The organism is Nocardia sp. NPDC058658, from assembly GCF_042716665.1.
Taxonomy (GTDB): domain Bacteria; phylum Actinomycetota; class Actinomycetes; order Mycobacteriales; family Mycobacteriaceae; genus Nocardia.
Genome location: NZ_JBHXRR010000008.1, coordinates 173703 through 197874, shown reverse-complemented (window position 1 = coordinate 197874; position 24172 = coordinate 173703). Strand labels below are relative to the sequence as shown.

The window sequence follows — 24172 nt, the reverse complement described above, 5'->3', positions numbered from 1 at the left end:
ACATGGTGATCTTGAAATGGGGTGGTGGTGTCGAGGGGAGGCCCGCCGGGGCGGCGTCGGATACGGCGACCCGGTCTCAGCTCCGGAAATCCGCGAAGTCGAACCCCGGTGCGACTACGCAGCTGACCAGGACTTCCTCGTCGCCGGAGGGGCGGGCGGCCTGCCAGTTGCCTGCTGGGACGAGTTGTTGCACGCGGTGACCTGTTTCGATTTCGGGCCCGAGAATCACAGTCTCGGACGTGGCGGGTTCGTCGCCGTCGCCGCCGACGAGGAGCTCCAGCGGACCGCCGCGATGCCACATCCAGAGTTCGTCGGAGCGCACCGCGTGCCAGATCGACTGCTCGTTCGGGGGCAGCAGGAACAGAATGCCGGTCGCGGCGGCACGGGGGCCCGGGTAGTCGGCGGGGGAGAAAGTGTGAGCGCTGCGCCAGGTTTCGCGGAACCAGCCACCTTCGGGATGGGGCAGCAGGTCGAGGGCTTCCGCGGTCGGTGGCCGGTGCAGGAGTTCGGTGTGGCGGCCTGTGGGGCCGCGCCGGGCCCACCGGATATCGCCGACGGAAAGGTGCCCAGCGGCGCGCGAGGCGACGACGAGGATCTGGTCGGTGGTCGGCAGCGCGTCGCCTATCAGCAGCGCGGACTCGTCGTCCTCGGCCCAGGAGGTCCGGTCGTCGTCGAGCAGTTTCCCACTTGCTGACTGCCAGGCTTCGAGCGTGGTGACGAGTAGCGGTTCGGCGGGGGTGAGGGGACTCATGGCATCGAGTTTTCACGAAGACCGCGGGCATCGCCCCGTCCGCGGCACTTCGGGGTGAGCCCCGCGACCATCGGCTGGGCAACACCGCGGCACCGCCGACGTCAGCTCGATCGTTCACACGCCGAGTCGAATGCCCTTTGGGCTCAATCGTTCTCGGTGACGCTTGTCGGGGCTCTCCACATCTGCTCCGCAAGCCACAGTGCGGCCGCTGCCAGCAGCCCGCCCCAGACGATCCGGCCTGCGTGCGGTAGGAAGAACTGCGGCAACATGGCGACCAGCAGTGCTGCCAGGGGGACGCCGCTCCAGCGGTTGAGGGTGCCTGACCGCCATACCGCCATGGCGGCGAGCACTGCGGCGACCGCGATCAGTGCGAGGCCGATCAGGAAGGCGGAGACGGCGGTCGAATCGTTCCGAAAGGCATTGCCGACCTCGGTCAGGGAGGCATCGTCGTCGGTGACGGCCCGCTGCCCGATCGCTTTGAGCCCGTACACCTCCGCGCCGTAGTAGGAAATCGTCAGCGCGGATCCGATGTACCCGATAGTCGCGGCGAGGGCAGCGATGTTCCCGGTGCGGGTGCCCTCGAGATACCTGCGCAATGCGCCGTAGCCGAGCGGGATGAGGATCAGCCCGATGATCGCGGCAAGGTGTGCCACGGCCCATCCCGCACTGGCCCACGACTCGGCGGCTTCGAGCGAGGTCTGGTCGGTGACGCGCGGTGCGGCCACCTCGTAGATCAGAAACAGGATTCCAGCGAACGCGAATGCCAAGGCGCCCAAGCGGACTCGGTGAGTGGGAAGTGATGCGAGATCAGAGACGGACAAAACGCGCTCCTCGAGATGGCCCGATCGTCATTGCGAGATCAGTGCTCTCGTTTAGAGTAGCGCCCTTCGTTATCAAGCGATAGATACCGGAACGAAAGGTGTCGCGTGTGGGGGCCGACGGGTGCGCCGCGGCAGGCGCGACCCGTCGGCCTGGATGGGTTAACCGGTGACGGCGCCGTGGGCAGCCGAGCTGACCAGTTTGCGGTACTTGGACAGCACGCCCGAGGTGTAGCGGGGTGGCAGTGGCTCCCAGCCGATCTTGCGGGCGGCGAGTTCGTCGGCGTCGATTTCGACGTCGAGGATGCGGTTGGCGACGTCGAGGACGATCGGGTCGCCGTCGCGGACGAAGGCGATCGGGCCGCCGTCCACGGCTTCGGGGGCGACGTGGCCGACGCACAATCCTGTTGTGCCGCCGGAGAATCGGCCGTCGGTGAGCAGCAGGACGTCCTTTCCGAGGCCCGCGCCTTTGATAGCGCCGGTGATGGCGAGCATTTCGCGCATGCCGGGCCCGCCCTTGGGGCCTTCGTTGCGGATGACGACCACGTCGCCTGCCACGATCGTGCCGTCTTCCAGTGCGTTCATCGCCGCGCGTTCCCCGTCGAACACCCGGGCCGTGCCGCGGAAGACGTCGGAGTCGAAACCGGCGCTCTTCACGACGGCGCCTTCGGGGGCGAGCGAGCCGTGCAGGATGGTGAGTCCGCCGGTTCGGTGGAGCGGCCGGTCGAGGCGACGGATCACGTCACCGTCGAGGATCGGTTCGATATGGGCGAGGTTCTCGGCCATGGTCGCGCCGGTGACGGTCATGACGTCACCGTGCAGGAGACCCGCGTCCAACAGGGCTTTCATCACGACGGGGATGCCGCCGACCTTGTCGACATCGTTCATCACGTAGCGGCCGAACGGCTTGAGATCGCCCAGGAGCGGCACCTTGTCGCCGACGCGATTGAAGTCGGCGAGCGTGAGCCCGACCCCGGCCTCGCGGGCGATGGCCAGCAGGTGCAGCACGGCGTTGGTCGACCCGCCGAGCGCCATGACGACGGTGATGGCGTTCTCGAACGCCTCCATCGTCATGATGTCGCGGGCGGTGATCCCCTTGCGCAGCAACCCGACAACGGCCTCGCCGGACTTTTCGGCGTAGTCGTCGCGGCGACGGTCCGGCGCGGGCGGGGCGGCCGACCCGGGCAGACTCATCCCGAGGGCCTCGGCGGCCGAGGCCATGGTGTTGGCCGTGTACATGCCGCCACACGCGCCTTCACCCGGACAGATCGCCCGCTCGATCCGATCGACCTCGGCCGGAGTGATCAGCCCTTTGATGCAGGCGCCGACCGCCTCGAAGGCATCGATGATGGTGACGTCCTTGCCGTCGATATTGCCCGGCAGGGTTGATCCCGCGTAGAGGAAGACACTCGACAGGTCCAGCCGCGCGGCCGCCATCAGCATGCCCGGCAGACTCTTGTCACAACCGGCGAGTAGCACCGACCCGTCGAGGCGCTCGGCCATCATCACGGTTTCGACGGAGTCGGCGATGATCTCGCGGCTGACCAGAGAAAAGTGCATCCCCTCGTGCCCCATCGAGATGCCGTCGGACACCGAGATCGTGCCGAACTCGAGCGGGAAGCCGCCCGCCGCGTGGACACCGCGCTTGACCGCTTTGGCGAGCCGGTCGAGCGAGAGGTTGCACGGGGTGATCTCGTTCCAGCTGGAGGCCACCCCGATCTGCGGTTTGACCCAGTCCTCGTCACCCATGCCCACCGCGCGAAGCATGCCGCGAGCGGCAGTTTTCTCGAGTCCGTCGGTGACATCGCGGGAGCGCGGCTTGATGTCCACGGGCTGTTCGGAGTCGTGTGCCATAGCGCAAGCCTACGAGCCCGGGTCGCGCGATCACTACGTCGGACGGTGCGGTCTATCCGGCGGCGAGGGTGGATGACGGAGTTCCGATGGCGCCCAGGTCGGCGGGACCGTGGGCGTTGGCGATGGAACTCACTGTGGCGGTGCCGAATACGCCGTGTCGGTCGTACATCGCCGCGGTGCCGACCGCGATCCCGTCCTGGGCCATCCGGTCGAGGGTGAACAGTCCCGCTTCGTCCCCCTCGGGCAGCCGCGTCAGGGTGAGCGTGGCGTCGGCATTGATGTATTCCAGGCCGCTGCTGCCCAGGTTGGTGACCACATTCGTCACGTCGGCCAGCCCCGCGACGAACTGGAACGGAGTCGGTCGCTCACCGACCACGACGGGGATCGGCCGATGCCAGATCCCCGTGCGCGCGGTGTTGTGGTGGGTGTGGGCCTGCGGACTCCACCCTTCTTCTTCGCTGAAATACACGCGATCCTGATCCGACGACGGCGCCCGGTCCGCAGGCGGCGGGTCCGCGGTGGTGGCAGCCGACCAGCAGATGCCCTCCGGTGTCGGTCCGGGGCGCAGACACAGCGCGCCTGCGCGGGCGACCGGTCGATCGTCCTGGATCAGGATCGCGTCGAACAGTGCCAGCCGCCGCCCGTCTCGAACCACGTCGAGGCGAATTGTGCAGGGCCGCATGAAGACCGGGCGGAACAGATCGAGTGTCCATCGCACCGGCCGCAAGTCGGTCCGCTCACGCAGCACCAGTTCCCGTTCCACCGCACGGGCCAGAACCGCGCCCACCGCCATACCGCGCAACTGCCCGCCGATCCAGCCACTGCCTGCCTCGGGTTCGGGATGCAGTACCTCCGTGCGACCGCTCGGTACTGCGCGAAAGAATGCGTGACTCATCGGCGGACTCCTCGAAACATGGGCAGTCTCGCCGGATACGCGGCATCGATGGCACGGGACCAGCAGCTGCCCCAAGTCTGCGAGTCGGCGATCCCTCAATGATGCGTCGACCGGACCCGGGCGGCCACTCGGCTGGGGATTGTCACAGAGTCGAACAGGTCTGTGGCAATCCCGTCGGCACGCCGGAAAGCAGCGGGCTACGGTCGGTTATGGCCCACCGATCGGCAGTACTCGGGGCGATGCTCATCGCGATGTCGTTGCTCAGCGCGTCCAGTCCGTCCGGTCGGGGGGAGGACGACCCGCCGCCGGCGCGTGCGGCGGATGTGTTGGTGTCGGTTTCGGAGTCGCCGGGGTTCCTGCAGACCGAGCTGGTCGGGAGTCGGCGCGCACCCTTCTTCGAATTGCGCCGTGACGGCACGGTTTTCACCACCGTGGACCGTGGTGCCGAGCCGAGCATGTTCGGTGTCTACTGGGCGCGGCTCACCGAGAAGGGCATCGAACAGGTGCGTGCGTGGCTCGGTGCTGTCTCGTTCAACGATGCCCACTACCGTGAGCGCACGATCTGGACGGACGAGCCGACGACGTCGGTGTACGCGAACTTCGACGGGCCGGTCGGTGTGTCGGTTTACGGCTTGGACACCAAGCCCGGTTCGCGATCGGACAATCGTGAAGTGCGCCGGTTGGCAGGGGTGATCGACCGTTTGCGAGAACTTCCTGACAGCGAAGAACTCACGGAGCAGCGACGCGCTCCGTACACGCCGACCGCCATCGATATCGGGTTCCAGCCCGCGGTGCCCAAAGACGGCGATCGGCTACCCGCACCGATCAGCTGGCCGTTCGCTACGCCGCTGACGCAGCGCGCCCTTGGCGTCGGCGGCTACGGGCGGGTGCTGTGCGCGACTATCGAAGGCACCGAAGTGGCCACGGTCATGGAGCTGATGGCCGGACAGAACAAGGACAAGCGACCCCACTGGACGACCGGGGCGGCACCGGGGTCCGGACAGCCCACCTCGGTCTTCGTGACGATGAACGCGCTGTTGCGCGGTCAATCCGGTTGCAGTGCGCCAGTATCCGATCGGGCCCCGTCGGATCGTGTTGTCGTGGAACCGCTCCAGAAGGTGGTGCTCGCCGATCCGGCTACCTGGACCGGCTTGTATCCGGCGGACAGGTTCGTTGGCGCGAACAGCCTGGAACTCTATGCGGCGGTGCCGATTCTGGTCCGTGAGCTCGAGGCCAGACATGCGAGCGACACCGGAAGCAGCACCGATTTCCGCGTGCCGACCGGGTCGGCCCTCTCCTGGTACGACTACCGATTCGTGGCCGCGGAAGTGGCCGGTGCCCGCTATATCGACCTCGAGGCCCACTATCCGGGCAGGGTCCCCGATCGGTGGAAGCCGCCGACCTGGCACGCCCGCATCGCTCTCGGTCCCGAGACCGTCACCGACCTCGATCTGAAGTGAGCGAGCTCAACGTAATTCGATCGGTCCGCGGAGTTGGCGGGCGACGGCGCTGAACCAGCCGAGGTGGTAGTGGCTGCCTTCGGCGTCGAATCGGGTGCGCAGTTCATACCAGCGCAGGCCGGGATGCCGGTGATGGACGTCGTGCAGGTTGAAGCTGAGGGCGAAGTGTTCGAGCGGACGGGGGAGGCGCAGATTCATTGCTGCCCTGGGTGATTCGAGGTCGGTGGCGTAGTGATAGGCGTTGTCGGCGAGCGAGATGATCAGTGCGCGGGCGCCGATCGCGGCGAGCAGCATCCAGCCGTGTGCGCCGTAGGCGAGGAACGCGGCGGTGTGAACGACGACGATCGCGGCGGCGTCAGTGCGGAATGTGTCCAGTGCCGCAGGCCGCGCGACTCGGTCCAGCACGAGGCCGCCGATCGAATCCGGTGCGTCCACCCGACGTGCGAGTGCGCGAATGGCTCGTTCGGGTAGCACCGCGAGCAGCAACGTGACCACTTCGAGCAGGTAGAGGCCGCCGAAGAGGGTGAGATAGAAGGGGACAGCGGCACGCCGCCTTGTGGTCTTCGCCGGATCGTAGATCTCGCTGCGCTCGCGAACCCGGCTGTATCGATGATGCAGCAGGTGGCCGATTTTCAGCATCGCGAACGGCGACCCGTACAGCACCGCCAGCACGCGTCCCACCCGATCGTTGCGAGTTCGGTCGCGCAGCAGCGACCCGTGCACGGACTCGTGGATCAGCGACCAGAACGGGGTGGTGGTCAGCGCTAGCGGCACCAGCAACCAGCCCCACGAAGTGTCACGTGGTAGCAGCACCAGCGGGATCACGAAGAGCTGAATCGCACCAAGTGTCAACGCCAGCAGAACAAGTCGGATATTGACCAGGTCGCCGCCGAGTGTTCGCGCGCTACCGGAGGTCCCCGGTCGGCGGGTTTCGGTCATGGTGCAGCGTCGCTCCGTGTAGATCAGCCAACTCCCACACCCATCGTGCCACCACCGGGCGGCGGGCGACAGGCTGGCGGACGCGATGAACCGGGTGTTGGCCGAGAATTCAGAAACGACGTGTCAGGGCGCTAGTCCGGCAGGTCGGTGTCCAGCGCGAGAACGGGAAGCCGGGTCACGGTCCAGGCGGCCAGCGCGGTCGACGCCAGCACGTGCACCAGATAGACCGAGCACACCAGGCCGATGCCGTAGTCGCGCATCCAGGCGCCGAGTGGAATCAGGGCCACCAGGTCGAGGCCGAGCATCAGGATCGACAAGAGCAGGGCTGGGGCCGCCCACGTCGGCGGTTCCGGTGCGGCGAGACCCTGGTTCTCGGCAGCGGGCGGTGCGAGCGGGGTATCGCAGTGGTTCTCGGTGACCATTGTGTCCTCACGGGCAGTACCGGTGGATGCGGTCGACACCACGTCGTGTGCGTCCGGTGTGGGGATGCTGCGTACTTGCTGATCTGTCACATATTCGATGTCACGGCGGTCTTGGATCGGCGTGCGAAGTGAAAACTTCGACATCTGCAATCTGTCGGCAACACGGACGGTGTGGCCTTTCAGGCGGCTGTTCTGTGCGTGAGAACTGTTGTCTCACAGTGCAGCAACCGCTCGATGGTCGATGTCGATCGGGTCGCGTGCCGAGCGGAGAACTGGAATGATTCGGTTTGCCGACGGTGTCGGTCGCGCGGGTGTGCCATGATCGGGCGGGTGGACGATTCCGCTGCTGCTCGCGCCGAGTTCGATCGCCTCGTCGGTCCGCTGCGCGCGGAACTGCACGCGCACTGCTACCGGTTCCTCGGCTCGGTGCACGACGCCGACGACGCGCTGCAGGAGGCATTGCTGCGCGCGTGGCGCTCGCGCGAGAACCTGGCCGACACCGACAAGTTCCGGCCGTGGCTGTACAAGATCGCCACGAATCGCTGCCTGACCATGCTCGAGCGGCGGGGCCGTCGCGAACTTCCGATGGACACCGCGCCGGATTCGCCTGCGGCCGAACGGATCTGGCTCGAACCCTATCCGGGCATCGGCGCCGAGCCCGGACCGGAAGCCCGGTACACCGCGCGCGAGTCCGTCGAGTTGGCTTTCATGGCAATGGTGCAGCAGCTTCCGGGCGTGCAGCGCGGTGCGTTGCTGTTGCGCGATGTGCTCGGATTCTCGGCGAGTGAGACCGCCGAACTGCTCGACGTGACGGTTCCCGCGGCCAACAGTGCCCTGCAGCGGGCCCGAGCCCGCATCGGAAAGAACGCGCCGTCGCAGGCGCCCGACGACCCGCAGGCTCAGCGGCTCGCTCAGCGCTACGCCGCCGCCTGGGAGACCGCCGACGTGGACGGCATCGTCGCGCTGCTCGCCGCCGACGCCCGATACGCCATGCCGCCGCTGCCCGAATGGTATGCCGGGCATGCCGCGATCCAGGACTTCCTGGTCACCGGCCCGTTGCGCTGGCGCTGGCGTTTCCTGCCGACGGTGGCGAACGGCCAACCCGCGTTCGGCACCTACTGGTGGGACGACGAACAGTCGATGTTCGTGGCGATGGCCCTCGATGTGCTGACACTGCGCGACGGCGCGATCACCGAGGTGGTGTCGTTCCTCGACCCGGCGATCTTCCCCCGTTTCGGGCTTCCTGACGTGGTGGCGGAGTAATTTTTGTCGTCCGACGATTAGTTCGGCGCCCCGTGCGGGGTCATATCGGTAGTGGGACGTTCCCACCTGCCGAGACCTCGGCACACCGAATGGAGGCCGTCATGTCGCACGACGAAACCCAGATCCGCACCCTGATCCACGAGTGGGCCGCCGCCGTCCGCGCGGGCGACCTCGACACCGTGGTCGCCGACCATAAGTCCGACATCGTCATGTTCGACGTCCCGCCACCACAGAACGGCGTCCGCGGCATCGACGCCTACCGTCGGACGTGGCCACCGTTCTTCACCTGGCTCGCAGGCGGCGCGGCTTTCGACATCGTCGAGCTGGAGGTGACAGCAGGCGCCGACGTCGCCTTCGCGCACGCCCTGCTCCGCTGCGGATCCCCGGAAGAGCTTGCCGCCGAACCGGATACGCGCCTACGCCTCACCCTCGGCCTCCGCAAGGAAAGCGACCGGTGGGTGATCGCCCACGAACACCATTCCTTCCCCGACACAACCGCCGACCCGACCGCCGACGTCGAGGAAATCCGCGCGCTGCACCAACGGTGGTTCGCCGCGACAGCGCAGAAAGACCTCGACAGCCTGATGGTCGAAATCGCCGACGACGTCGAATCCTATGAACACGATGCGCCGCTGCGCTACACCGGTGTCGACAACGTGCGCGAGGTCTGCCGCCGCGGACTCGAGTCCGCACCCGGCCGAGTCACCTGGGATGTCCCCGAAATGCACGTGCAGGTCCGTGGCGATCTCGCCGTGGTGTGGGGCCTGAACTTCATGACCGCCGAAGACGCGAACGGCCACCTCGACCGCTCCTGGTCACGCGGCACCCGGGTCTTCCGCCGCCGCGGCGGCCGCTGGGTCCTCGTCCACCAGCACGTGTCGTACCCCTACGACTCAGCGACAGGCATGGCGGTCACCGATCTCGTCCCCGACGGAGAGCTACTGCAGCAGTAGAAAAGCGAGGCTCCTCAGCCCAGCACACCAGGGGTCGCGATGAGTTGGAAGAAGCGCGCGGTGTAGATGTAGGGCGCGCGGGTGGCCATCGCGAGTTCCAATCGCTCCAGCTCGGCGAAGAACCGGGGGTCGTGCTTGCGCTCGTCGTCGACGATCAGGTCACAGACGTTGCGGATTCCGCAGTGCGCCACGAGTCGCAGGCCGGCCACCGTGAGGTCGGTCGTGACCTGGTCGGCGTAGCAGGCGCGGGTTTCGGTGTCGTAGGTGACGGTGTGTCTGGTCGGGCTGTCCAGCTGCCGTAATGCCTCGGTGAGGTCCAGGTTTCGCACGGCGGTGAGCAGGGGATCGGCGTCGGCATTCGGGGCGATCACCGACACGACACCGGTCGGCGCCACCACTGACGCCAGCGACTCGATCAGCGTGCCCGCGTCGGGTACGTACTGCAGCAGGTTGTGGCAGAGCACCGCGTCGAACCCATTGTGCCGGAAGGCATTACCGAGGCTGTCGGCATCGATCACCCGCGTGTCGATCAGGTCGCCGAGTCCCTGGTGCTCCGCCAGGGTGCGCGCCTGGGCCAGTGCGGGTGCGGAGATGTCGGCGACGGTGACGTGGTGGCCGCGTGCGGCGAGTTCGATGGCGTCGAGGCCGTTGCCGCCTGCGACATCGAGTATCCGTAGGCCGGTGCCGGGGAGATGAGGTGTCAGGTTGGCGGCCGCGGTGGTGTATCGGAGCTTGCCCCACGGGCTGGCTTGCCACTGACGGAAGGTAGCCAGCTTTTCGTCGAAAACCGACTCGGTCAACGCGGTCCTCCGGTCGACTCGTCGTTGCTTCCCCCTTCTACTGTATACACGATTTCAGGCGCTCATGAGACGCTGAATCTTGGTTCATAATCGCTCGCGAAAGACCGAAACCACCAGGTGAGGAGTAGCGGGATGGCTTATGTGCTCGGGTTCGGTGCGGTCGATGCGACGCAGGGGGCGATCGTTGGGGGTAAGGGGGCGAACCTCGGTGAGTTGTCGCGAATCGGTGGGGTGGAGGTGCCCGCGGGGTTCTGTGTGACGACGGAGGCGTTCGCGCGCACGGTGTCCGGTGCACTCGATGATCGGCTCGACGAGTTGTCGGAGCTGGAGCCAGGGGACCGGGACGCGATTGCGGTGCTGAGCGCGGAGCTTCGATGCGCGGTCGAGGAGCTTGTCGTTCCGGATGACATCGCGGCCGCGATTCTCGCCGCGCATGCCGGGCTCGGTGCCGACGGCGCGTATGCGGTGCGGTCGAGTGCGACGGCCGAGGATCTGCCGACCGCGTCGTTCGCCGGTCAGCAGGACACGTACCTGAATGTTGTGGGGCCGGAGGCGATCCTCGAGCATGTCAGGCGATGCTGGGCTTCGTTGTTCACCGAGCGGGCCGTGACCTATCGGCTGCGAAACGGGTTCGACCAGAAGAACATTCAGATGGGTGTTGTCGTGCAGCGGATGGTGTTCGCGCGCGCCGCCGGTGTTCTCATGACGGTCGACCCCGTCACCTCCGACCGGACCGTCGTGACCATCGACGCCGGTTACGGGCTCGGCGAGGCACTGGTGTCGGGCCTCGTGAACGCCGACCTCTATCAGGTCCGCGACGACCGCATCATCACCGAGACGATCGCCACGAAGAAGCTCACCGTCGAGCCGGTGGCGACGGGTGGAACGCAGGTGCGCGAGATCGCATCGGAGCGACAGAACGAGCCGGTGCTCACCGACGTCGAGGTGTTGCGGCTCGCCCGACTCGGCCGCCGCATCGAAGCACACTTCGGCAGCCCGCAGGATATCGAATGGTGTTGTGAGGGTGAGCAGTTCCGCATCGTGCAGAGCAGGCCGATCACCACCCTGTTCCCGATACCGCACGCCGACGACGGCGAGAACCACGTCTACGTGTCAGTCGGTCATCAGCAGATGATGACCGATGCGATGAAGCCGCTCGGCCTGTCGGTGTGGCAGTTGACGAGCAATGCGCCCATGCGCGACGCGGGCGGTCGACTGTTCGTCGACGTCACCGCGATGATGTCCTCGCCCGCGAAAGCCGCCGCCCTGGCCGCGGGCCTCGGCAAGTCCGATCCGCTGATGGGCGACGCACTGCACACCGTGCTCGACCGCAAGGATTTCATTCGCCAAGTGCCAGAAGAGAATTCCGCCGCACCCATGCGCGACGCACCGCCGCCGATCGAGACCGATCCCGGCATCGTCACCGAGCGGATCGCACAGAGCGAGGCCTCCCTCGCGGCACTGAAGCGCGACATCGCCGACCTGTCCGGACCGGCGCTGCTCGACTTCATCCGGTCCGACATCCAAGGCGAATTGCGGCGAGTCCTGTTCGCACCGCCGGGTTTACAGATGATCACGGCCTCGATGGACGCCACGGAATGGCTCAACACCCAACTGCTCGAATGGCTGGGGGAGAAGAACGCCGCCGACGTGCTCAGCCAGTCGATTCCCGGCAACGTCACCGCCGAAATGGGCCTGGCGCTGCTGGATGTCGCCGACGTGATCCGCCCGCATCCCGAGGTGGTGACCTACCTCGAGCAGATCGAGAACGACGACTTCCTCGACGGGCTGACCGACTACCAGGGCGGCGGCGAGGTACGCGCCGCGATCGAGGCATTCCTCGACGAATACGGCATGCGATGTGCGGGCGAAATCGACATCACCCGCCCACGGTGGGCCGAAAGTCCCCGCACACTCGTGCCGACAATCCTCGGCAATATCGAGAACTTCGAGCCCGGCGCGGGCAAGCGACGTTTCGACGACGGCCTGCGCGCCGCCGAACAGCGCAAACGCGAAGTCCTGCAACGCCTGCGCACCCTCCCGGACGGAGAGAAGAAGGCCGCCGAAACCGCGCGAATGATCGAACGTGTCCGCACCTTCGCCGGCTATCGGGAGTACCCGAAGTACGGCATGGTCAGCCGGTACTTCGTCTACAAGCAGGCTCTCCTGCGCGAGGCGCAACGGCTGGTGGAGGCAGGCGTGCTCCACGACCCCGACGACATCTACTACCTGCGATTCGACGAACTGCACGACCTCGTCCGCACGCACCGAGCCGACCAGGAACTCCTCGACGAACGCAAAGCCGCGTTCCGCGCGAACCAGTCGCTCACCGCACCGCGCGTACTCACCTCCGACGGCGAGGCAATCACCGGCGCCTACCGCCGCGAGGACCTCCCCGCGGGCGCACTGCCCGGCATGGCGGTCTCGGCCGGGACGATCGAAGGCCGCGCCCGCGTGCTCTCCGATATCGCCCAGGCCACCCTCGATCCCGGCGACATCCTGGTCACCGCCTACACCGATCCGAGCTGGACCCCGCTGTTCGTCGGCATCGCGGGCCTGGTCACCGAAGTCGGCGGCCTGATGACCCACGGTGCGGTGATCGCCCGCGAATACGGTCTCCCCGCGGTGGTCGGCGTCGAACACGCCACCGAGCTGATCCGCGACGGGCAACGCATCCGCGTCCACGGCACGGACGGTTATGTCGAAATCCTCGCGCAGATTGGAGGCGGCTAAATCCCGCAGGTCGGGGCATTTGTGCGCCAGAATGTCGCCATGCGGACATTCGCCAAGATGGTGCACGCCGTCACTGCCGGAGTTCTGATCGTCGCTGCAGGTCACGGTGTCGCCGGTGGCGCGCCGTCGGGGAGTGCTGACGGTCTGCTGCCGTGGCCGGCGGCCGGACCGGAAGGCGTGCAGGCGTCGGGTGCGGCGCTGGCCGAGGGGCTCACCGGCGCGGTGGTGTGGTCGCGGGAGGCGAACACCCCGGTCCCGATCGCCAGTATCGCGAAGGTGATGACAGCGGTCGTCGTGATCGTCTCCGGTGACCTCGAACGACCGGTGACCGTGCCGCAGGAAGCGGGCGCCTACTGCGCCAGGGAGAACGGCAGCACCGCCGGGCTGGTGGCCGGTGAGGTGCTCACCGCACGCCAACTCCTCTACGCGCTGCTGCTGCCCTCGGGCTGCGACGCGGCCTACGCCGTCGCCGAGTCGTTCGGCCCCGGCCAGGGCGGGTTCCTCGCGAGAATGAACGACACAGCGCGCGTAATGGGTCTGGCGGGAACACATTTCAGCGATCCGGCAGGCATGCCGTACCCCACCGACAACTCCACCTATTCCACCCCGGCCGACCTCGTGGCACTGGGCGTGCGGGCGATGAACCTGCCGCTGTTCCGCGAAATCGTCGGTTCACGCCACTTCCACGTCCCCGCAGGCCCCGCCAACCGCGAGCACCACTGGGAAACGACGAACCGCATGCTCGACGAGTACCCGGGCACCATCGGCATCAAAACCGGCAGCACGAACGCCGCAGGCCACTGCCTGCTGTTCGAAACGGTCCGATCGGGTATCCCCATCATCGGCGTGGTGCTGCACAGCTCCGACCACAGCAGCGCCGTGGCCCGCGACGACGCCGCCCGCATGCTGAACTGGGCCTACGACCCCATCCTGCGCGTCCTGCAACCGCTCGGCGGCTGACAACCCGCACGATCCGGGCCCAGCGCTTAGCATTCGGGATGTGCGCCGAGGGTTGCTTGTCCTGATCTGCCTGGTCGTGCTGGGCAGCACCGGTTGTGTGGGCGCGGTGGACCGGGCGGATTTCGAGGATCGGATCCGCACGCGCGGCGGCGGTTTGGTGAGCGCGCTCCCGCAGGAAGCCATCGCCGCGCTCACCCAGCGCACCGGCGCCACCGACCTCGAGGTCAACGTCATCGTCCTCACCCCGCCGAATTCGACCCAGTTCCGGCTGACGTTGAACAACCAGCCCGCCCAGATCACCAGGTTCCTGGCCGACGACGAAGTGCTGGCGGCCCGATCGCCCACGGTCCGCCTGCGTGTTCGCCCGCCGGTTCGCTCTCGGCAGCTCGACGATTACTCGTTCACCCTCGGCGCGCTGAGTGCCCCGCGCCCGGTCCGGGTCTCCGCGTTCGACGACCTCGACGGTGAGGATTTCACCGTCAGCGAGGTGCCGGGGCTGTCGAGGATCGAGGAGATCGTCGACACGGCCCTCGTGCGAAGCGAACTGCCCGACGGTCAGGTAACCGTCCTCGTGGTGAGCCGGTTCGGGCGCGAGATCCGCATCGTCGCCAATGTCTTGTCGCCCCGCTCGGAGATGGTCGCCGAATTCGACCGCGCCGGCACGTTCCTGCGCATCGAGCAGGTGTAGCGCGTGCGACGTGTTCTGACATCAGCGGTGTCGATCGTTGTGACCGCGGCGTTTCTCACGATTATCGTCGCCGTCGCGATCTGGCCGGGCGAAGCGAAACTCACCGCGCCGCTGTTCTGCGCGACCCCGGCGACCGAACCCATGGTCGTCTCGGACACCTTCCACGATTCCGAGGGCACCTCGACCAACTACACCCTCTACTGCGTCAGCGATCGCGGCGTACTCACCGACGAAGGCTTCGCACTGCCCATGCTGGCGCTTCTCGTCGCGCACGCACTGATCTTGACCGTGCTGTTCCTGCTCGCCGCCCTGATCGGTCGTGCCGGACACCGACCCGACGAGCGTCTGCGTGACACCTGACAGGCTTCTCAGCCGATCGCGGGTACCAGCTCGGCGGGCACCGGGGGAGGCGGCGGGGTGCCGTCACCGAAGGGGCGTCCACCCAGTTCCTCGCGGTGATGCGGGGTGAGCCAGTTCGACAGGTCCGGTCCCGCGGGAATGATCCCGGTGGGGTTGATGTCGCGGTGTACGGCGTAGTAGTGCTCTTTGATCTGGCCGAAGTCGACGGTGTCGCCGAAGCCGGGCGTCTGGAACAGGTCGCGGGCGTAGGCCCACAGCACCGGCATTTCCGTGAGCTTGGTGCGGTTGCATTTGAAGTGGCCGTGATAGACCGGGTCGAAACGGACCAGCGTGGTGAACAGTCGCACGTCCGCCTCGGTGATGGTGTCGCCGACCAGATAACGCTGGGTGCTCAGCCGTTCGGTGACCCGGTCCAGCGCGGCGAAGAGCCGGACGTAAGCAGCGTCGTAGGCGTCCTGATCGCCGGCGAATCCGCACCGGTAGACACCATTGTTGATGTCGCGGAACACTTCCCGGTTGATCTCGTCGATCTGCGCGCGCAGCGGTTCGGGATACAGCTGCGGTGCGCCCGGCCGGTGGAACTCGGCCCATTCGGTGGAGAAGTCGAGGGTCATCTGCGCGTAATCGTTGGTGACGACCTGCCCGGTCGCGATGTCGACGATCGCGGGGACGGTGATGCCGCGCGGATAATCCGGGAACCGAGCCAGGTAGGCGTCGCGCAGGTGGTGGATGCCGAGTACCGGATCGACCTCACCCGGATCCAGATCGAAGGTCCAGCTGAGCTTGTCGTGGGTAGGCCCGCACAGCCCCAGCGTCAGCACCGGTTCCAGCCCGAGCAACCTGCGCACGATCAACGTCCGATTCGCCCACGGACAGGCCCTTGCCGCGACGAGCCGATACCGCCCGGGTTCGACGGGATAGCCGTCGCGCCCGTCCGCGGTGATCCGCGTGGTGATGTAGTTGGTGTCGCGCCGGAATTCGCCCGGCTCGACATAACTGCCCGCATCAGCATCGTTCACCGTCACAGTCTCGCATAATCCCTGGTCGACGAGCTGCCTCCACGACCGCAAGTCGAAACCTGAACCACGGCGGCGGGATTCGCTGATTGCCCCGCCGGATCCCGGGTAGGCGGACTATGGGTCCCACGGACGGCCCACGACCACCACGGTGGTCGAGCGATCTGTCTGGAAGGAACAAACTATGAGTCTCGCGGACAAGGCCAAGCACAAGGCCGAAGAGCTCGTCGGCAAGGCCAAGGAAGCGACCGGCAAGACCACCGACGACCGCTACCTCGAGCACGAGGGTCGCACCGATCAAACGAAGGCGAACCTGAAGGGTGCAGGCGAAAAGGTCAAGGACGCCTTCCGCGACTGACCCGCCCTACCTGGGGAGCTCTTATCGCCAGCGGCCCCGCGTCGGAGACATCCGATGCGGGGCCGCTGGCGTCACCGGACACCCCTTGGTCACCCGCTGGATTGTGCCACCCCTTCTCAGGAGAATTCGACGGTCTCCACCCGATCTGAAAGACTCTCGACATCGTGACGAGATGGAAGTGGCGTTCGTCCCCCGCCATCGATCGTGTCGGACTGATGCTCGATTCGCTCGACGGGCTGTCCGTCGGCGATGCGCTGGGTGCGCAGTTCTTCATCATGGGACGATCGCTGTCGGGCCTTCGGTCGGGCACTCTCCCGCTGGGACCGTGAGACTGGACCGATGACACCGAGATGGCCTGCAGTGTGGTCGCCGAACTCCACCGGCACCAGAAGATCGACCAGGATCGACTCGCCGCAGGTTTCGCGCGCCGATTCTCACCCGAGCGCGACTACGGGCATGCAACGGTTACGACGCTTCGGCGAATCCGCGACGGCAAGCCTTGGAAAGAGGCAGCAGGCGCAGTATTCGAGGGTCAGGGGTCCTTCGGCAACGGTGCTGCCATGCGGGTCGCCCCACTGGGGGCGTACTACGCCGACGACCCGCAACGGGCCGCCGCCGAAGCCGTGCGATCGGCACAAGTCACCCATATGAACCCCGAAGGAGTGACAGGCGCCGTCGCGGTAGCGGTCGCCGCGGGACAGGCCGCTCATACTGTGTGCCGAGCTATGGATTTGTCCAGTAGTCCGGCATTGATCGAACAGGTTGAGCGCCTGTCGATCGTATCCAGGTCGGGTCGCGTTTCGCGGCTCGATCGATCCGGCGAACGGCTCGGCGAAGCCGTGCATCGTCTGGAGCCGTTGTTCGTCGCGAACTTCTCCACGGCAGTCACCGGTCGAGGCGTAGGCGGCATCGGATACGGGTTGGCACGGCCGCGGTGACCACGCCGCCTGTTCACCCCGGCGACGGTCGACACCGGATGGGTGTCGAGCATGTGGCCGTCCGGTGTACTGCGTCTTGCGTGGTATGCGATCCCTCTGGAGACGCGCGAAGAGCGCGGAGTTCGGTTCGCACCGTGGGGAATTCACCCAGTACCCTGTGGCCGTGAGACCGATGGGTAAAGCGGGGGGTGGGGTGGCGCGGCCGCGCGTTGCTCTGACCGCAGTCGCTGTAGTCGTATTCGTGACCTTTCTCGACACCACGGTGGTGAGTGTGGCGTTGGGGGATATTCGGCGCGATCTCAGTGCCGATGTGACGATGTTGCAGTGGGTGGTCAACGCCTACACCGTGGTGTTCGCCGGGCTGATGTTGGCGGGTGGGTCGCTCGGGGACCGGTTCGGGCGCAAGCGGGTGATGATCATCGGGCTGGTGATCTTCTGTGCCGGGTCGGTGGTCTCGGCGTTGGCCGGCAGTGTCGCGATGCTCATTGCCGGGCGCGCGATCATGGGTCTCGGAGCGGCGGCCTCGGAACCGGGGACGTTGTCGGTGTTGCGGCACGTGTTCCCCGATGATCGGGCTCGCGCGAAGGCGATCGGTGTGTGGGCGGCGGTGTCGGGGCTGGCGTTGGCGGCGGGGCCGGTGCTGGGCGGTGTGCTGGTTCACGCGTACGGGTGGCGGTCGATCTTCTGGTTCAATCTGGTGATCGCGGCCGTGGCGCTGGTTGCCGCGATGTGGTCGGTTCCCGAGAGCGCGGATCCGCGTCCCGAGCCGATCGACTGGGCCGGAGCTGTGCTGGGCGCGTTGGCTTTCGGGTCGGTGATCTATGCCGCGATCGCCGGTCAGGATCGTGGTTACACCGCGCCGTCGGTGCTCGCACTGTTCGCGGTCGGCGGTCTCGCGCTCGTCGCGTTCGTCTTCGTCGAAACACGGGCGCGCGCACCGATGCTCGACTTCCGCTACCTGCGTCTGCCCGGCGTGCGCAGCGCACTGGTGGTGGCTTTCGCGGTGTACTTCGGCATCTTCTCGATCTTCTTCTTCACCGCGCTGTATCTGCAAGTGATGCAGTCGTATTCGGCGGCGCGCACGGCGGGCGTCTTCGCGCCGATGGCGGTCACGATCGTGATCGGTTCGCTGGTCGCGGGCTATTGGGTGGCCAAACGCGGCGCGCGCATGCCGATGATCTTCGGTTGTGTGGTCGGTGCGGGCGGCATTCTGCTGACCCGCTCCATGCTGGCGGGCGAACTCCACGATCCGTCGCTGGCGGCCGCGATGGCCCTGGCCGGCTTCGGATTCGGGATCGCGGTGGTGCCGCTGACCTCGGCGGTGATGTCGGGTGTGCCGTCGGAGCATTCGGGAATGGCTGCGGCCGTGACCAATACGATGCGCCAGGTCGGTTCGGCGTTCGGTGTCGCGGTACTCGGCGCGCTGGTGAGCGGGTTCCTGTCGGCGGACCTGAAGGCCCGCATGACCGAACTCGGCCTGCCGACCTCCCTGCAACCCGACGCCATCCAGGCCGTGGAACTCGGAAAGATCCCCGAAGGCGTCGACATCGGCCCCTACCTGAAGTACCTGTCGAAGGTGACCGAGGTCCTCAACACGGGCAAGGCGGCGTTCCATCACGGGCTCGACGTGGCACTGCTGGTCTCGGCGATCATGATCCTCGTCGCGGCAGCTTTCACCGCCCTCGACGGCCGACACCGCGACCGAACCTCGGATCAGCCCGGTCCGGCCACCCCGAGCAAGGTCGTCTGAACCCGCAGTAGATCGATGTCGCCGTCGGCCTCGGTGACGGCACATGCTGACGGTGTCGAAGCCGTGCCGTGGAGGCAGGCCACGTCTCAGCCCAGGTGTCCCGCGGCCGGGATGTTCACCCAGCTCGGCTGGTTCGGATCCAGTTGCAGGTGTTGCGGTTTCAGGCCACTGGCATCGAGCATCGGACGCAGTGGCAATCCGCGCAGGACTTCGAAGGCGTAGATGTCGATCCGCAGCCGGTGCCCCGGTTGCAGGACACCCTCGGTGGCGGGCAGACCGATATCGACGATGGTGGGCTGGCCGGGCACCAGCTCCTGGCGAGTGTCCACGGTGAGGGAGGGGTACGGATCGGTGTAGTCACCGTTCGGTGAGCGAGTCGCCTTGTCCTCGTCCACGTGTCGCAGTGACGCTTGCAGTTGCCCGCTGGTCCACACCGTGGATCGGCCGTCCGGTGCGACGTCGTTGACCGTGACGGACCAGAAACCGTCGGTCGCGTCCAGGACCGTGTTCAGGTGCGCGCTGATCGGTCCGGAGATCTCCGTCGCCACTGTGACCGGGGCGCTGGTGAACGTCAACCCGTTGGTCTCGTTGATCCGCGCGTCTTTGGCGCAGATGTCGAGAACCCCCGCCTCACCGGCGGTACCGACCGCGGCTTGCCGGGAGCACAGCCCGGTCAGACCAGGAGCGACGGTCAATCGCGCGGCCCCGCCGGGCTCGGTGCGCAGGCTGCCGTCGTGCACGCTGTGCGCCGTTCCCGAAGGGGTGGCGTCCAGATACATCCGGCGGTAATCCATGCCGGGGGTCGGGAACTGATCGCGGCGCACCCAGCTTCCGCCCTGCTGCTTCAGCGTCACCGGATCGAAGCGGTCGATGCCGTTGTCGATTCCCTTGAGCCACTTGTCGAACCAGGCGCGCTGGAGAACATCGAGTCGCGGTGGGCCGCCGGGCAGGCCGAGCCCGGCGCCGGTGGTCAGGTGGTAGGTATCGCCCATGATGAGCTTCTTCTGATCCGCGGGCACATCAATGGCGTTGAAGGTGCGCGTCGCGGAGTAGGCGAAGATGTCCTGCCAGCCGCCGTAGACGAAGGTCGGGACGGTGACCCGCTCCGGATGGTTCTCGAGGCTGCGCCGCATCGGACTGTCACCGTCGAGCATCTGCGTGAGCTCCGGACTGGCGCTCAGGCTCGGAGCGGTCAATGTCGCGAGCAGGAGACCGGCATTGGTGAACGGATCTTTCATGCGATCGCGCAGCCATTGTCCGTCGAGGTTGCCCGCGAAGAATGCCTGCAGGTCCGGCATCAGCTTGAGCGCGTTGACGCTCGCCAGCCAGGCGGGCAGGAATCCGACGCCGAACCCGCCGCCGGTGGCGATGATGTCGCGCAGCATGTCGCCGCCGGGAACGACCGGGAAGATGGCCCGCAGCGCCGCCGGGTGCCGCTCTGCGGTCTGCAGCTGATTGGCCGCTGAATACGACAATCCGTTCATGCCCACCGTGCCGGTGGACCACGGTTGCGCGGCCGCCCAATCGACGACCTCCACACCGTCGCGTTGCTCGCGTTCGCCGAACACCTGCCAGTCTCCTTGCGAGAACCCGGTGCCGCGCACATCGACAACGACCTGCGTGTACCCGGCCTGCACCAGCTTTCGGTCGACGCCGAAGTTGCGCAGCGCGCCGGCGGCCAGCGCCTTCGCCAGGTCGGAGTAGGCGCTCATGCCGACGACGGACAGGTCGAAACCGGCGGTCGCGGCGGTCAGCATGCCCGACAGTGCGGGATCGCCGAGCGCGGTGTCGACGACGGTGGTGGCGAGCTTCGTATACGGCGTGAGGTTGACGATCGCGGGCGTCTGATCGGCCACGGCGTTTCCGGCGGCATCCGCCGGGCGGTACACATTGGCCTTCAGTACCACGCCGTCACTCATCGTGATCGGCACGTCCCAGTCGGTGTGCACGTTCGGGAAGGGTTGCGGCCCATCGTGAGTCGCGGTCCATGCGGTCGTGTCGTCGGCCGGTACGGCGGAAACCGGCACGGCGGTCGACACCCCTGTCACCAGCAACAGTGTGGTCAGCGCGGCGGCCACACGACCGGCGCTTGGCTTGATCAACATCTAGCGTCCCTTGCTGTTTCGTTTGAACGTGGCCGCGCGGTGTCGAATACCGACACTCCTCGGGCCCTCGTTGAAGCTGTCGCAATGTGTAGCACTCTTTACCATGGAGTAATGCTGAATTGCGGATATTGGCTCAATTACGCAAAGCAGCCAGGGTTTCGGAATCCCATGGGTGGAACGTTGAATACCATTCGTTCCATGCGACGAGCGAGCGGTTAGCGTCGTCAGGAGATCGGGAAACTCACGATTCGCCGACGGGGCCGGAAACGCCGAGCAGGCTCGTCTGTACCTGGAGAAGATGGTCGATGTCGCCTTCGGCATCGTCGATCGCGTTGCTGTAAAGGAAGCTCTCGCCGAGGCGAACAAGGGCGTAGGCCAAGGTCGTTCGGTCGACCGGGGGCCGGTAGCCGTCTTGCTCTTGCGCGCGTTGGATGAGCTTTTCGACCAAGGTGACGCTGCCGCGGTGTACCGGCCCCTCTGGATGGGTGACCAGACGAAGGGCGGCCGGTGATTCGTTCTGGAGGTAGGTGCGCAGTGCGGGGTCGGCCGACAACTGGCGTAACGCCTGATCGAACACTTCGCAGATGCGATGTGCGCCGCGGCTGGTGCATCGGCGGTCGATCGCGCTGATCACGTGCTCGAATCGGCGGGCGAGGGTGAGACCGATCAGCTCTTCCCTGGTGCCGAAGCGACGGTAGATGGTGGTGCGGCTGATGCCGAGTTCGGTTGCCACCGCATGCAATTCGATGCGCTCACCACGAAGGAAGGCACGGCTCGCGACATCGAGGACGTCATTTCGGGGTTCCGCACGAGACGCCTGGTCGCCGGGCAGTGACGCATAGTCCGAGGCGCCTTCGCGGACGAGTGCACCACGGGTCTGCGGTGCGGCACCGGCATCGACGGCACGCACGGCCGCCGGATCGAGGTGGCGCATGGCCGCGACGATGATCGAGATCGTCAGGTTCGCGGCCGCGGTGAAATCGAGGTGCTGTGCGAGCGCTTGCTGCACCCCGCGCACCCCGATATCGGTGATCGCCGCCGCGCAGAAATCGGCGCTGGCCCCCCATTGCAGATCGGCGCCGCCGTATTCGTGCCGTATCAGTTCGGCGACGGTGTCGGCCACCGATCCGATCGTGGCGGTCCGCACTTCGTGTGATCGGCCCGCCGTCGGCGCCCCGAACAGCACATGGAAGCCCGCCGTGTGGGTGGCGGCGAAGTCGAACAGCGCGCGCGTCGTTGTCGCGATGTGCCGGTCGAGATCGAATCCCTGTGCGATCCGGTAGCTTTCGCGCATCCACTCCAGCAGCCGCGCGGCCTCGCGGCGCACACACGCGTCGAAGAGCTGGTCCTTGGATCCGAAATGCGCGTACAGCGTCGGCTTGGAAGTCTCGGCGGCGGTGGCCAATTGATCCATGGTGACGCTGTCGAAGCCGTCGGCGGCGAAGACCGCGAGGACACCGTCGAGCAGCGCGTCGTCGGAGGGCCGCACCGCGGTGGAACGCCGGCGCGGCCGGACGTCGGCTGTTTCCGAATCGGACCTGGTCATAATGCTGCAGGTTACCGCCTCGTCCGAGGAGTGAACGGCGTTCATTTCCGCACCGTGAGCCTGAACAGCTCTTCCTCGACCGACGCCCGGTGCCGAAGCGCGTCGGCACGCGCCGACGCTGGTCGCCACCGGCCGACCAGCAACCACACCGAGGGCAAGAACATCAGCTGTGCGGCGAGGCATATCCACCACAGCTGTTGCCACTGGCGCGGAGCGTTACGGGCCGCGCGACGGACATCCTCGCCGTGCTGGACCAGGTATTGCAGGTCCGCCGCGGGAACCGCTGTCCCGGCCTGCACCGCCGCCGAGGTGTGCGTCACCCGTGGACCGAAGTCCGCGAGCACACCGGCGGCGGGAATCGCGAAGACCAGCGCGGTGAACGACAACGCGACGACCACCCGGACGCACGCGCCCCACACCGCCAACCCGGTCACGGTCGCCGCTGGATCGCTCGCCTCCACGGTTTCGGTGAAGGCCGCCATCCAGGTGGCGAACGTCATCCCGGTACCGAGGGCGATCACCACGATGATCGTGGCGAACAGGCGGTAGCTGGTGTGGCTGTCGCCGGTGGCGACAGCGAACCAGCCGATACCGAACGCGCTGATCAGTCCGCCGACGATCATGAACGGTTTGCGCACGCCCACCGCATCCGAGAGCACCCCGAATGCCATGAGGCTCAGCGCGTTCACGATCCAATACCAGGTGGCCAGGCTGTTCGCGCGGGCGTCGCTGTAGCCGAAAGTGGTGACCAGGAACAGCACCAGGAATCCGACGGCCACGTAGTAGAACAGCAGGTAGCAGCTGATCGCCCCGGCCGGGATGAGGATTCGGCTGGTCATCATCTGCCGCCAATGACCGCGCGTCGACTGATCTGCCGGGATGTCGCGTGCCCGCGCTTCCAGCAGCGCACGGTCACGCAGACTCACCATCCGTTGATCGCGCAGTCGCGGTGTGAGTTCGCGCAGCCCGACGAACGCGACCAACGAGATCACCGCCCCGACCACGCCCGCCACCCGGAACTGGAACTGCCAATCATGGTGCGTACCAAGGGTGATGCTGGAGATGACCGTCACGAGCAAGCTGCCGAGCACCGGCCCGAGCGTCCAGAACCCCATCGCTGAGGCGCGGTTGAGCTGCGGGGAGAAGTCGCGGATGAGCGCGGGAGTCGAGACCAGCACAACCCCTTCGACCCCGGCGATCAGCCCGAAAACCACCATGTAGGCGAGGGGACTGCCGACGTTCGGTGCCCCGACGCCGACCAGTAGCGACACCACGATCAGGCCGTAGACCACCAGGTTGGCACGGCCCCACCGATCGGCGAGGCCGGCCGCGAGCGAGCCGAGTATCCCGACAAGGCCCCCGACGACCTGGCCGAGAATGAAGTAGGTCAGCGACATATCCAGGTCGGCAAGGACTTTCGTCACGACCGCGCCTTGAACGTAGAGCTGGTAGTACAGCACCACGGTGGCGGCGACGGTGATCGCCAGATATGTCGCTCGCTTTCCGTTGGTGGGGAACCGGTCCAGTTGCCGGTTCCAGAGCTCGAACGACGATCTCGTCATG

Annotated in this window: 22 protein-coding genes; 11 read left to right on the top strand and 11 right to left on the bottom strand. The window is 66.7% G+C overall.

Going from position 1 to position 24172, the window contains the following annotated elements; translation table 11 throughout:
* Positions 1–76: 76 nt before the first annotated feature.
* The 4 genes from ACFWUP_RS15100 to ACFWUP_RS15085 form a co-directional block, all read right to left on the bottom strand.
* The gene (locus ACFWUP_RS15100; protein WP_379234598.1) at positions 77–502 is read right to left on the bottom strand and encodes a cupin domain-containing protein; all 426 of its coding nucleotides are present in this window, start codon (positions 500–502) and stop codon (positions 77–79) included.
* Positions 503–894: 392 nt separating this feature from the next.
* Positions 895–1572, bottom strand: coding sequence for a hypothetical protein (locus ACFWUP_RS15095; protein ID WP_379234534.1), 678 nt, complete (start codon positions 1570–1572; stop codon positions 895–897).
* 159 nt (positions 1573–1731) lie between these two features.
* Positions 1732–3423 (bottom strand): dihydroxy-acid dehydratase, encoded by a 1692-nt coding sequence (gene ilvD / locus ACFWUP_RS15090; protein WP_379234532.1) that lies wholly within the window; start codon positions 3421–3423, stop codon positions 1732–1734.
* 52 nt (positions 3424–3475) lie between these two features.
* Complete coding sequence (locus ACFWUP_RS15085; RefSeq protein WP_379234530.1) at positions 3476–4318, bottom strand: acyl-CoA thioesterase domain-containing protein; 843 nt, start codon at positions 4316–4318, stop codon at positions 3476–3478.
* 209 nt (positions 4319–4527) lie between these two features.
* Between ACFWUP_RS15085 and ACFWUP_RS15080 the strand changes: the two genes are divergently transcribed.
* On the top strand, positions 4528–5778 hold the full coding sequence (locus ACFWUP_RS15080) for a hypothetical protein (RefSeq protein ID WP_379234528.1): 1251 nt from the start codon (positions 4528–4530) through the stop codon (positions 5776–5778).
* 6 nt (positions 5779–5784) lie between these two features.
* Here ACFWUP_RS15080 and ACFWUP_RS15075 read toward each other — a convergent pair whose 3' ends face one another.
* Together ACFWUP_RS15075 and ACFWUP_RS15070 are read right to left on the bottom strand one after the other, a co-directional pair.
* Positions 5785–6717 (bottom strand): fatty acid desaturase family protein, encoded by a 933-nt coding sequence (locus tag ACFWUP_RS15075; RefSeq protein ID WP_379234526.1) that lies wholly within the window; start codon positions 6715–6717, stop codon positions 5785–5787.
* Positions 6718–6848: 131 nt separating this feature from the next.
* Positions 6849–7283 carry a hypothetical protein gene (locus ACFWUP_RS15070; RefSeq protein ID WP_379234524.1) on the bottom strand — a complete coding sequence of 145 codons (435 nt, stop codon included), beginning with the start codon at positions 7281–7283 and terminating at the stop codon, positions 6849–6851.
* A 186-nt stretch (positions 7284–7469) separates the two neighbouring features.
* On the opposite strand from ACFWUP_RS15070, the gene ACFWUP_RS15065 reads away from it, so the two are divergent.
* On the top strand, positions 7470–8402 hold the full coding sequence (locus ACFWUP_RS15065) for a sigma-70 family RNA polymerase sigma factor (RefSeq protein WP_379234522.1): 933 nt from the start codon (positions 7470–7472) through the stop codon (positions 8400–8402).
* Positions 8403–8503: 101 nt separating this feature from the next.
* The gene (locus ACFWUP_RS15060) at positions 8504–9355 is read left to right on the top strand and encodes a YybH family protein (RefSeq protein WP_379234520.1); all 852 of its coding nucleotides are present in this window, start codon (positions 8504–8506) and stop codon (positions 9353–9355) included.
* 14 nt (positions 9356–9369) lie between these two features.
* On the opposite strand, the gene ACFWUP_RS15055 is transcribed toward ACFWUP_RS15060, so the two are convergent.
* On the bottom strand, positions 9370–10155 hold the full coding sequence (locus ACFWUP_RS15055; protein ID WP_379234518.1) for a class I SAM-dependent methyltransferase: 786 nt from the start codon (positions 10153–10155) through the stop codon (positions 9370–9372).
* 132 nt (positions 10156–10287) lie between these two features.
* Here ACFWUP_RS15055 and rph point away from each other — a divergent pair, with 132 nt between their 5' ends.
* Genes rph through ACFWUP_RS15035 form a run of 4 tightly spaced genes read left to right on the top strand, consistent with a single transcriptional unit; the run spans position 10288 to position 14896 of the window.
* Positions 10288–12888 carry a rifamycin-inactivating phosphotransferase gene (rph, locus tag ACFWUP_RS15050; protein WP_379234516.1) on the top strand — a complete coding sequence of 867 codons (2601 nt, stop codon included), beginning with the start codon at positions 10288–10290 and terminating at the stop codon, positions 12886–12888.
* Positions 12889–12927: 39 nt separating this feature from the next.
* Positions 12928–13848: a D-alanyl-D-alanine carboxypeptidase family protein gene (locus tag ACFWUP_RS15045; RefSeq protein WP_379234514.1), complete on the top strand. Its 921-nt coding sequence runs from the start codon at positions 12928–12930 to the stop codon at positions 13846–13848.
* A gap of 40 nt (positions 13849–13888) precedes the next feature.
* Positions 13889–14536: a hypothetical protein gene (locus tag ACFWUP_RS15040; protein WP_379234512.1), complete on the top strand. Its 648-nt coding sequence runs from the start codon at positions 13889–13891 to the stop codon at positions 14534–14536.
* 3 nt (positions 14537–14539) lie between these two features.
* The gene (locus ACFWUP_RS15035; RefSeq protein WP_379234510.1) at positions 14540–14896 is read left to right on the top strand and encodes a hypothetical protein; all 357 of its coding nucleotides are present in this window, start codon (positions 14540–14542) and stop codon (positions 14894–14896) included.
* Between the two features lie 8 nt (positions 14897–14904).
* On the opposite strand, the gene ACFWUP_RS15030 is transcribed toward ACFWUP_RS15035, so the two are convergent.
* Complete coding sequence (locus ACFWUP_RS15030) at positions 14905–15915, bottom strand: glutathione S-transferase family protein (protein WP_379234508.1); 1011 nt, start codon at positions 15913–15915, stop codon at positions 14905–14907.
* Between the two features lie 181 nt (positions 15916–16096).
* On the opposite strand from ACFWUP_RS15030, the gene ACFWUP_RS15025 reads away from it, so the two are divergent.
* The 4 genes from ACFWUP_RS15025 (at position 16097) to ACFWUP_RS15010 (ending at position 18958) form a co-directional block, all read left to right on the top strand.
* Positions 16097–16270 carry a CsbD family protein gene (locus tag ACFWUP_RS15025; protein ID WP_379234506.1) on the top strand — a complete coding sequence of 58 codons (174 nt, stop codon included), beginning with the start codon at positions 16097–16099 and terminating at the stop codon, positions 16268–16270.
* A 164-nt stretch (positions 16271–16434) separates the two neighbouring features.
* The gene (locus ACFWUP_RS15020; protein ID WP_379234505.1) at positions 16435–16599 is read left to right on the top strand and encodes a hypothetical protein; all 165 of its coding nucleotides are present in this window, start codon (positions 16435–16437) and stop codon (positions 16597–16599) included.
* Between the two features lie 21 nt (positions 16600–16620).
* A complete protein-coding gene (locus ACFWUP_RS15015; RefSeq protein WP_379234503.1) occupies positions 16621–17208 on the top strand; it encodes an ADP-ribosylglycohydrolase family protein in 588 nt (195 codons plus the stop codon).
* 172 nt (positions 17209–17380) lie between these two features.
* On the top strand, positions 17381–18958 hold the full coding sequence (locus tag ACFWUP_RS15010) for an MFS transporter (RefSeq protein ID WP_379234596.1): 1578 nt from the start codon (positions 17381–17383) through the stop codon (positions 18956–18958).
* An 86-nt stretch (positions 18959–19044) separates the two neighbouring features.
* Here the strand turns inward: ACFWUP_RS15010 and ACFWUP_RS15005 are convergent, their stop codons facing one another.
* The 3 genes from ACFWUP_RS15005 to ACFWUP_RS14995 form a co-directional block, all read right to left on the bottom strand.
* A complete protein-coding gene (locus tag ACFWUP_RS15005; RefSeq protein ID WP_379234501.1) occupies positions 19045–21063 on the bottom strand; it encodes a CocE/NonD family hydrolase in 2019 nt (672 codons plus the stop codon).
* Between the two features lie 241 nt (positions 21064–21304).
* Positions 21305–22609 carry a QsdR family transcriptional regulator gene (locus tag ACFWUP_RS15000; RefSeq protein ID WP_379234500.1) on the bottom strand — a complete coding sequence of 435 codons (1305 nt, stop codon included), beginning with the start codon at positions 22607–22609 and terminating at the stop codon, positions 21305–21307.
* 41 nt (positions 22610–22650) lie between these two features.
* Positions 22651–24171: an MFS transporter gene (locus ACFWUP_RS14995; protein ID WP_379234498.1), complete on the bottom strand. Its 1521-nt coding sequence runs from the start codon at positions 24169–24171 to the stop codon at positions 22651–22653.
* Position 24172 lies beyond the last annotated feature (1 nt).

Bases quoted from the DNA above. Each gene is read 5' to 3' on its own strand.
- ACFWUP_RS15015 (WP_379234503.1), top strand. From the start codon at position 16,621: ATGGCCTGCAGTGTGGTCGCCGAACTCCACCGGCACCAGAAGATCGAC.
- ACFWUP_RS14995 (WP_379234498.1), bottom strand. From the start codon at position 24,171: ATGACGAGATCGTCGTTCGAGCTCTGGAACCGGCAACTGGACCGGTTC.
- ACFWUP_RS15005 (WP_379234501.1), bottom strand. From the start codon at position 21,063: ATGTTGATCAAGCCAAGCGCCGGTCGTGTGGCCGCCGCGCTGACCACA.
- ACFWUP_RS15060 (WP_379234520.1), top strand. From the start codon at position 8,504: ATGTCGCACGACGAAACCCAGATCCGCACCCTGATCCACGAGTGGGCC.
- ACFWUP_RS15070 (WP_379234524.1), bottom strand. From the start codon at position 7,283: ATGTCGAAGTTTTCACTTCGCACGCCGATCCAAGACCGCCGTGACATC.
- rph (WP_379234516.1), top strand. From the start codon at position 10,288: ATGGCTTATGTGCTCGGGTTCGGTGCGGTCGATGCGACGCAGGGGGCG.
- ACFWUP_RS15085 (WP_379234530.1), bottom strand. From the start codon at position 4,318: ATGAGTCACGCATTCTTTCGCGCAGTACCGAGCGGTCGCACGGAGGTA.
- ACFWUP_RS15000 (WP_379234500.1), bottom strand. From the start codon at position 22,609: ATGACCAGGTCCGATTCGGAAACAGCCGACGTCCGGCCGCGCCGGCGT.
- ACFWUP_RS15010 (WP_379234596.1), top strand. From the start codon at position 17,381: ATGGGTAAAGCGGGGGGTGGGGTGGCGCGGCCGCGCGTTGCTCTGACC.
- ACFWUP_RS15045 (WP_379234514.1), top strand. From the start codon at position 12,928: ATGCGGACATTCGCCAAGATGGTGCACGCCGTCACTGCCGGAGTTCTG.
- ACFWUP_RS15080 (WP_379234528.1), top strand. From the start codon at position 4,528: ATGGCCCACCGATCGGCAGTACTCGGGGCGATGCTCATCGCGATGTCG.
- ACFWUP_RS15025 (WP_379234506.1), top strand. From the start codon at position 16,097: ATGAGTCTCGCGGACAAGGCCAAGCACAAGGCCGAAGAGCTCGTCGGC.
- ilvD (WP_379234532.1), bottom strand. From the start codon at position 3,423: ATGGCACACGACTCCGAACAGCCCGTGGACATCAAGCCGCGCTCCCGC.
- ACFWUP_RS15075 (WP_379234526.1), bottom strand. From the start codon at position 6,717: ATGACCGAAACCCGCCGACCGGGGACCTCCGGTAGCGCGCGAACACTC.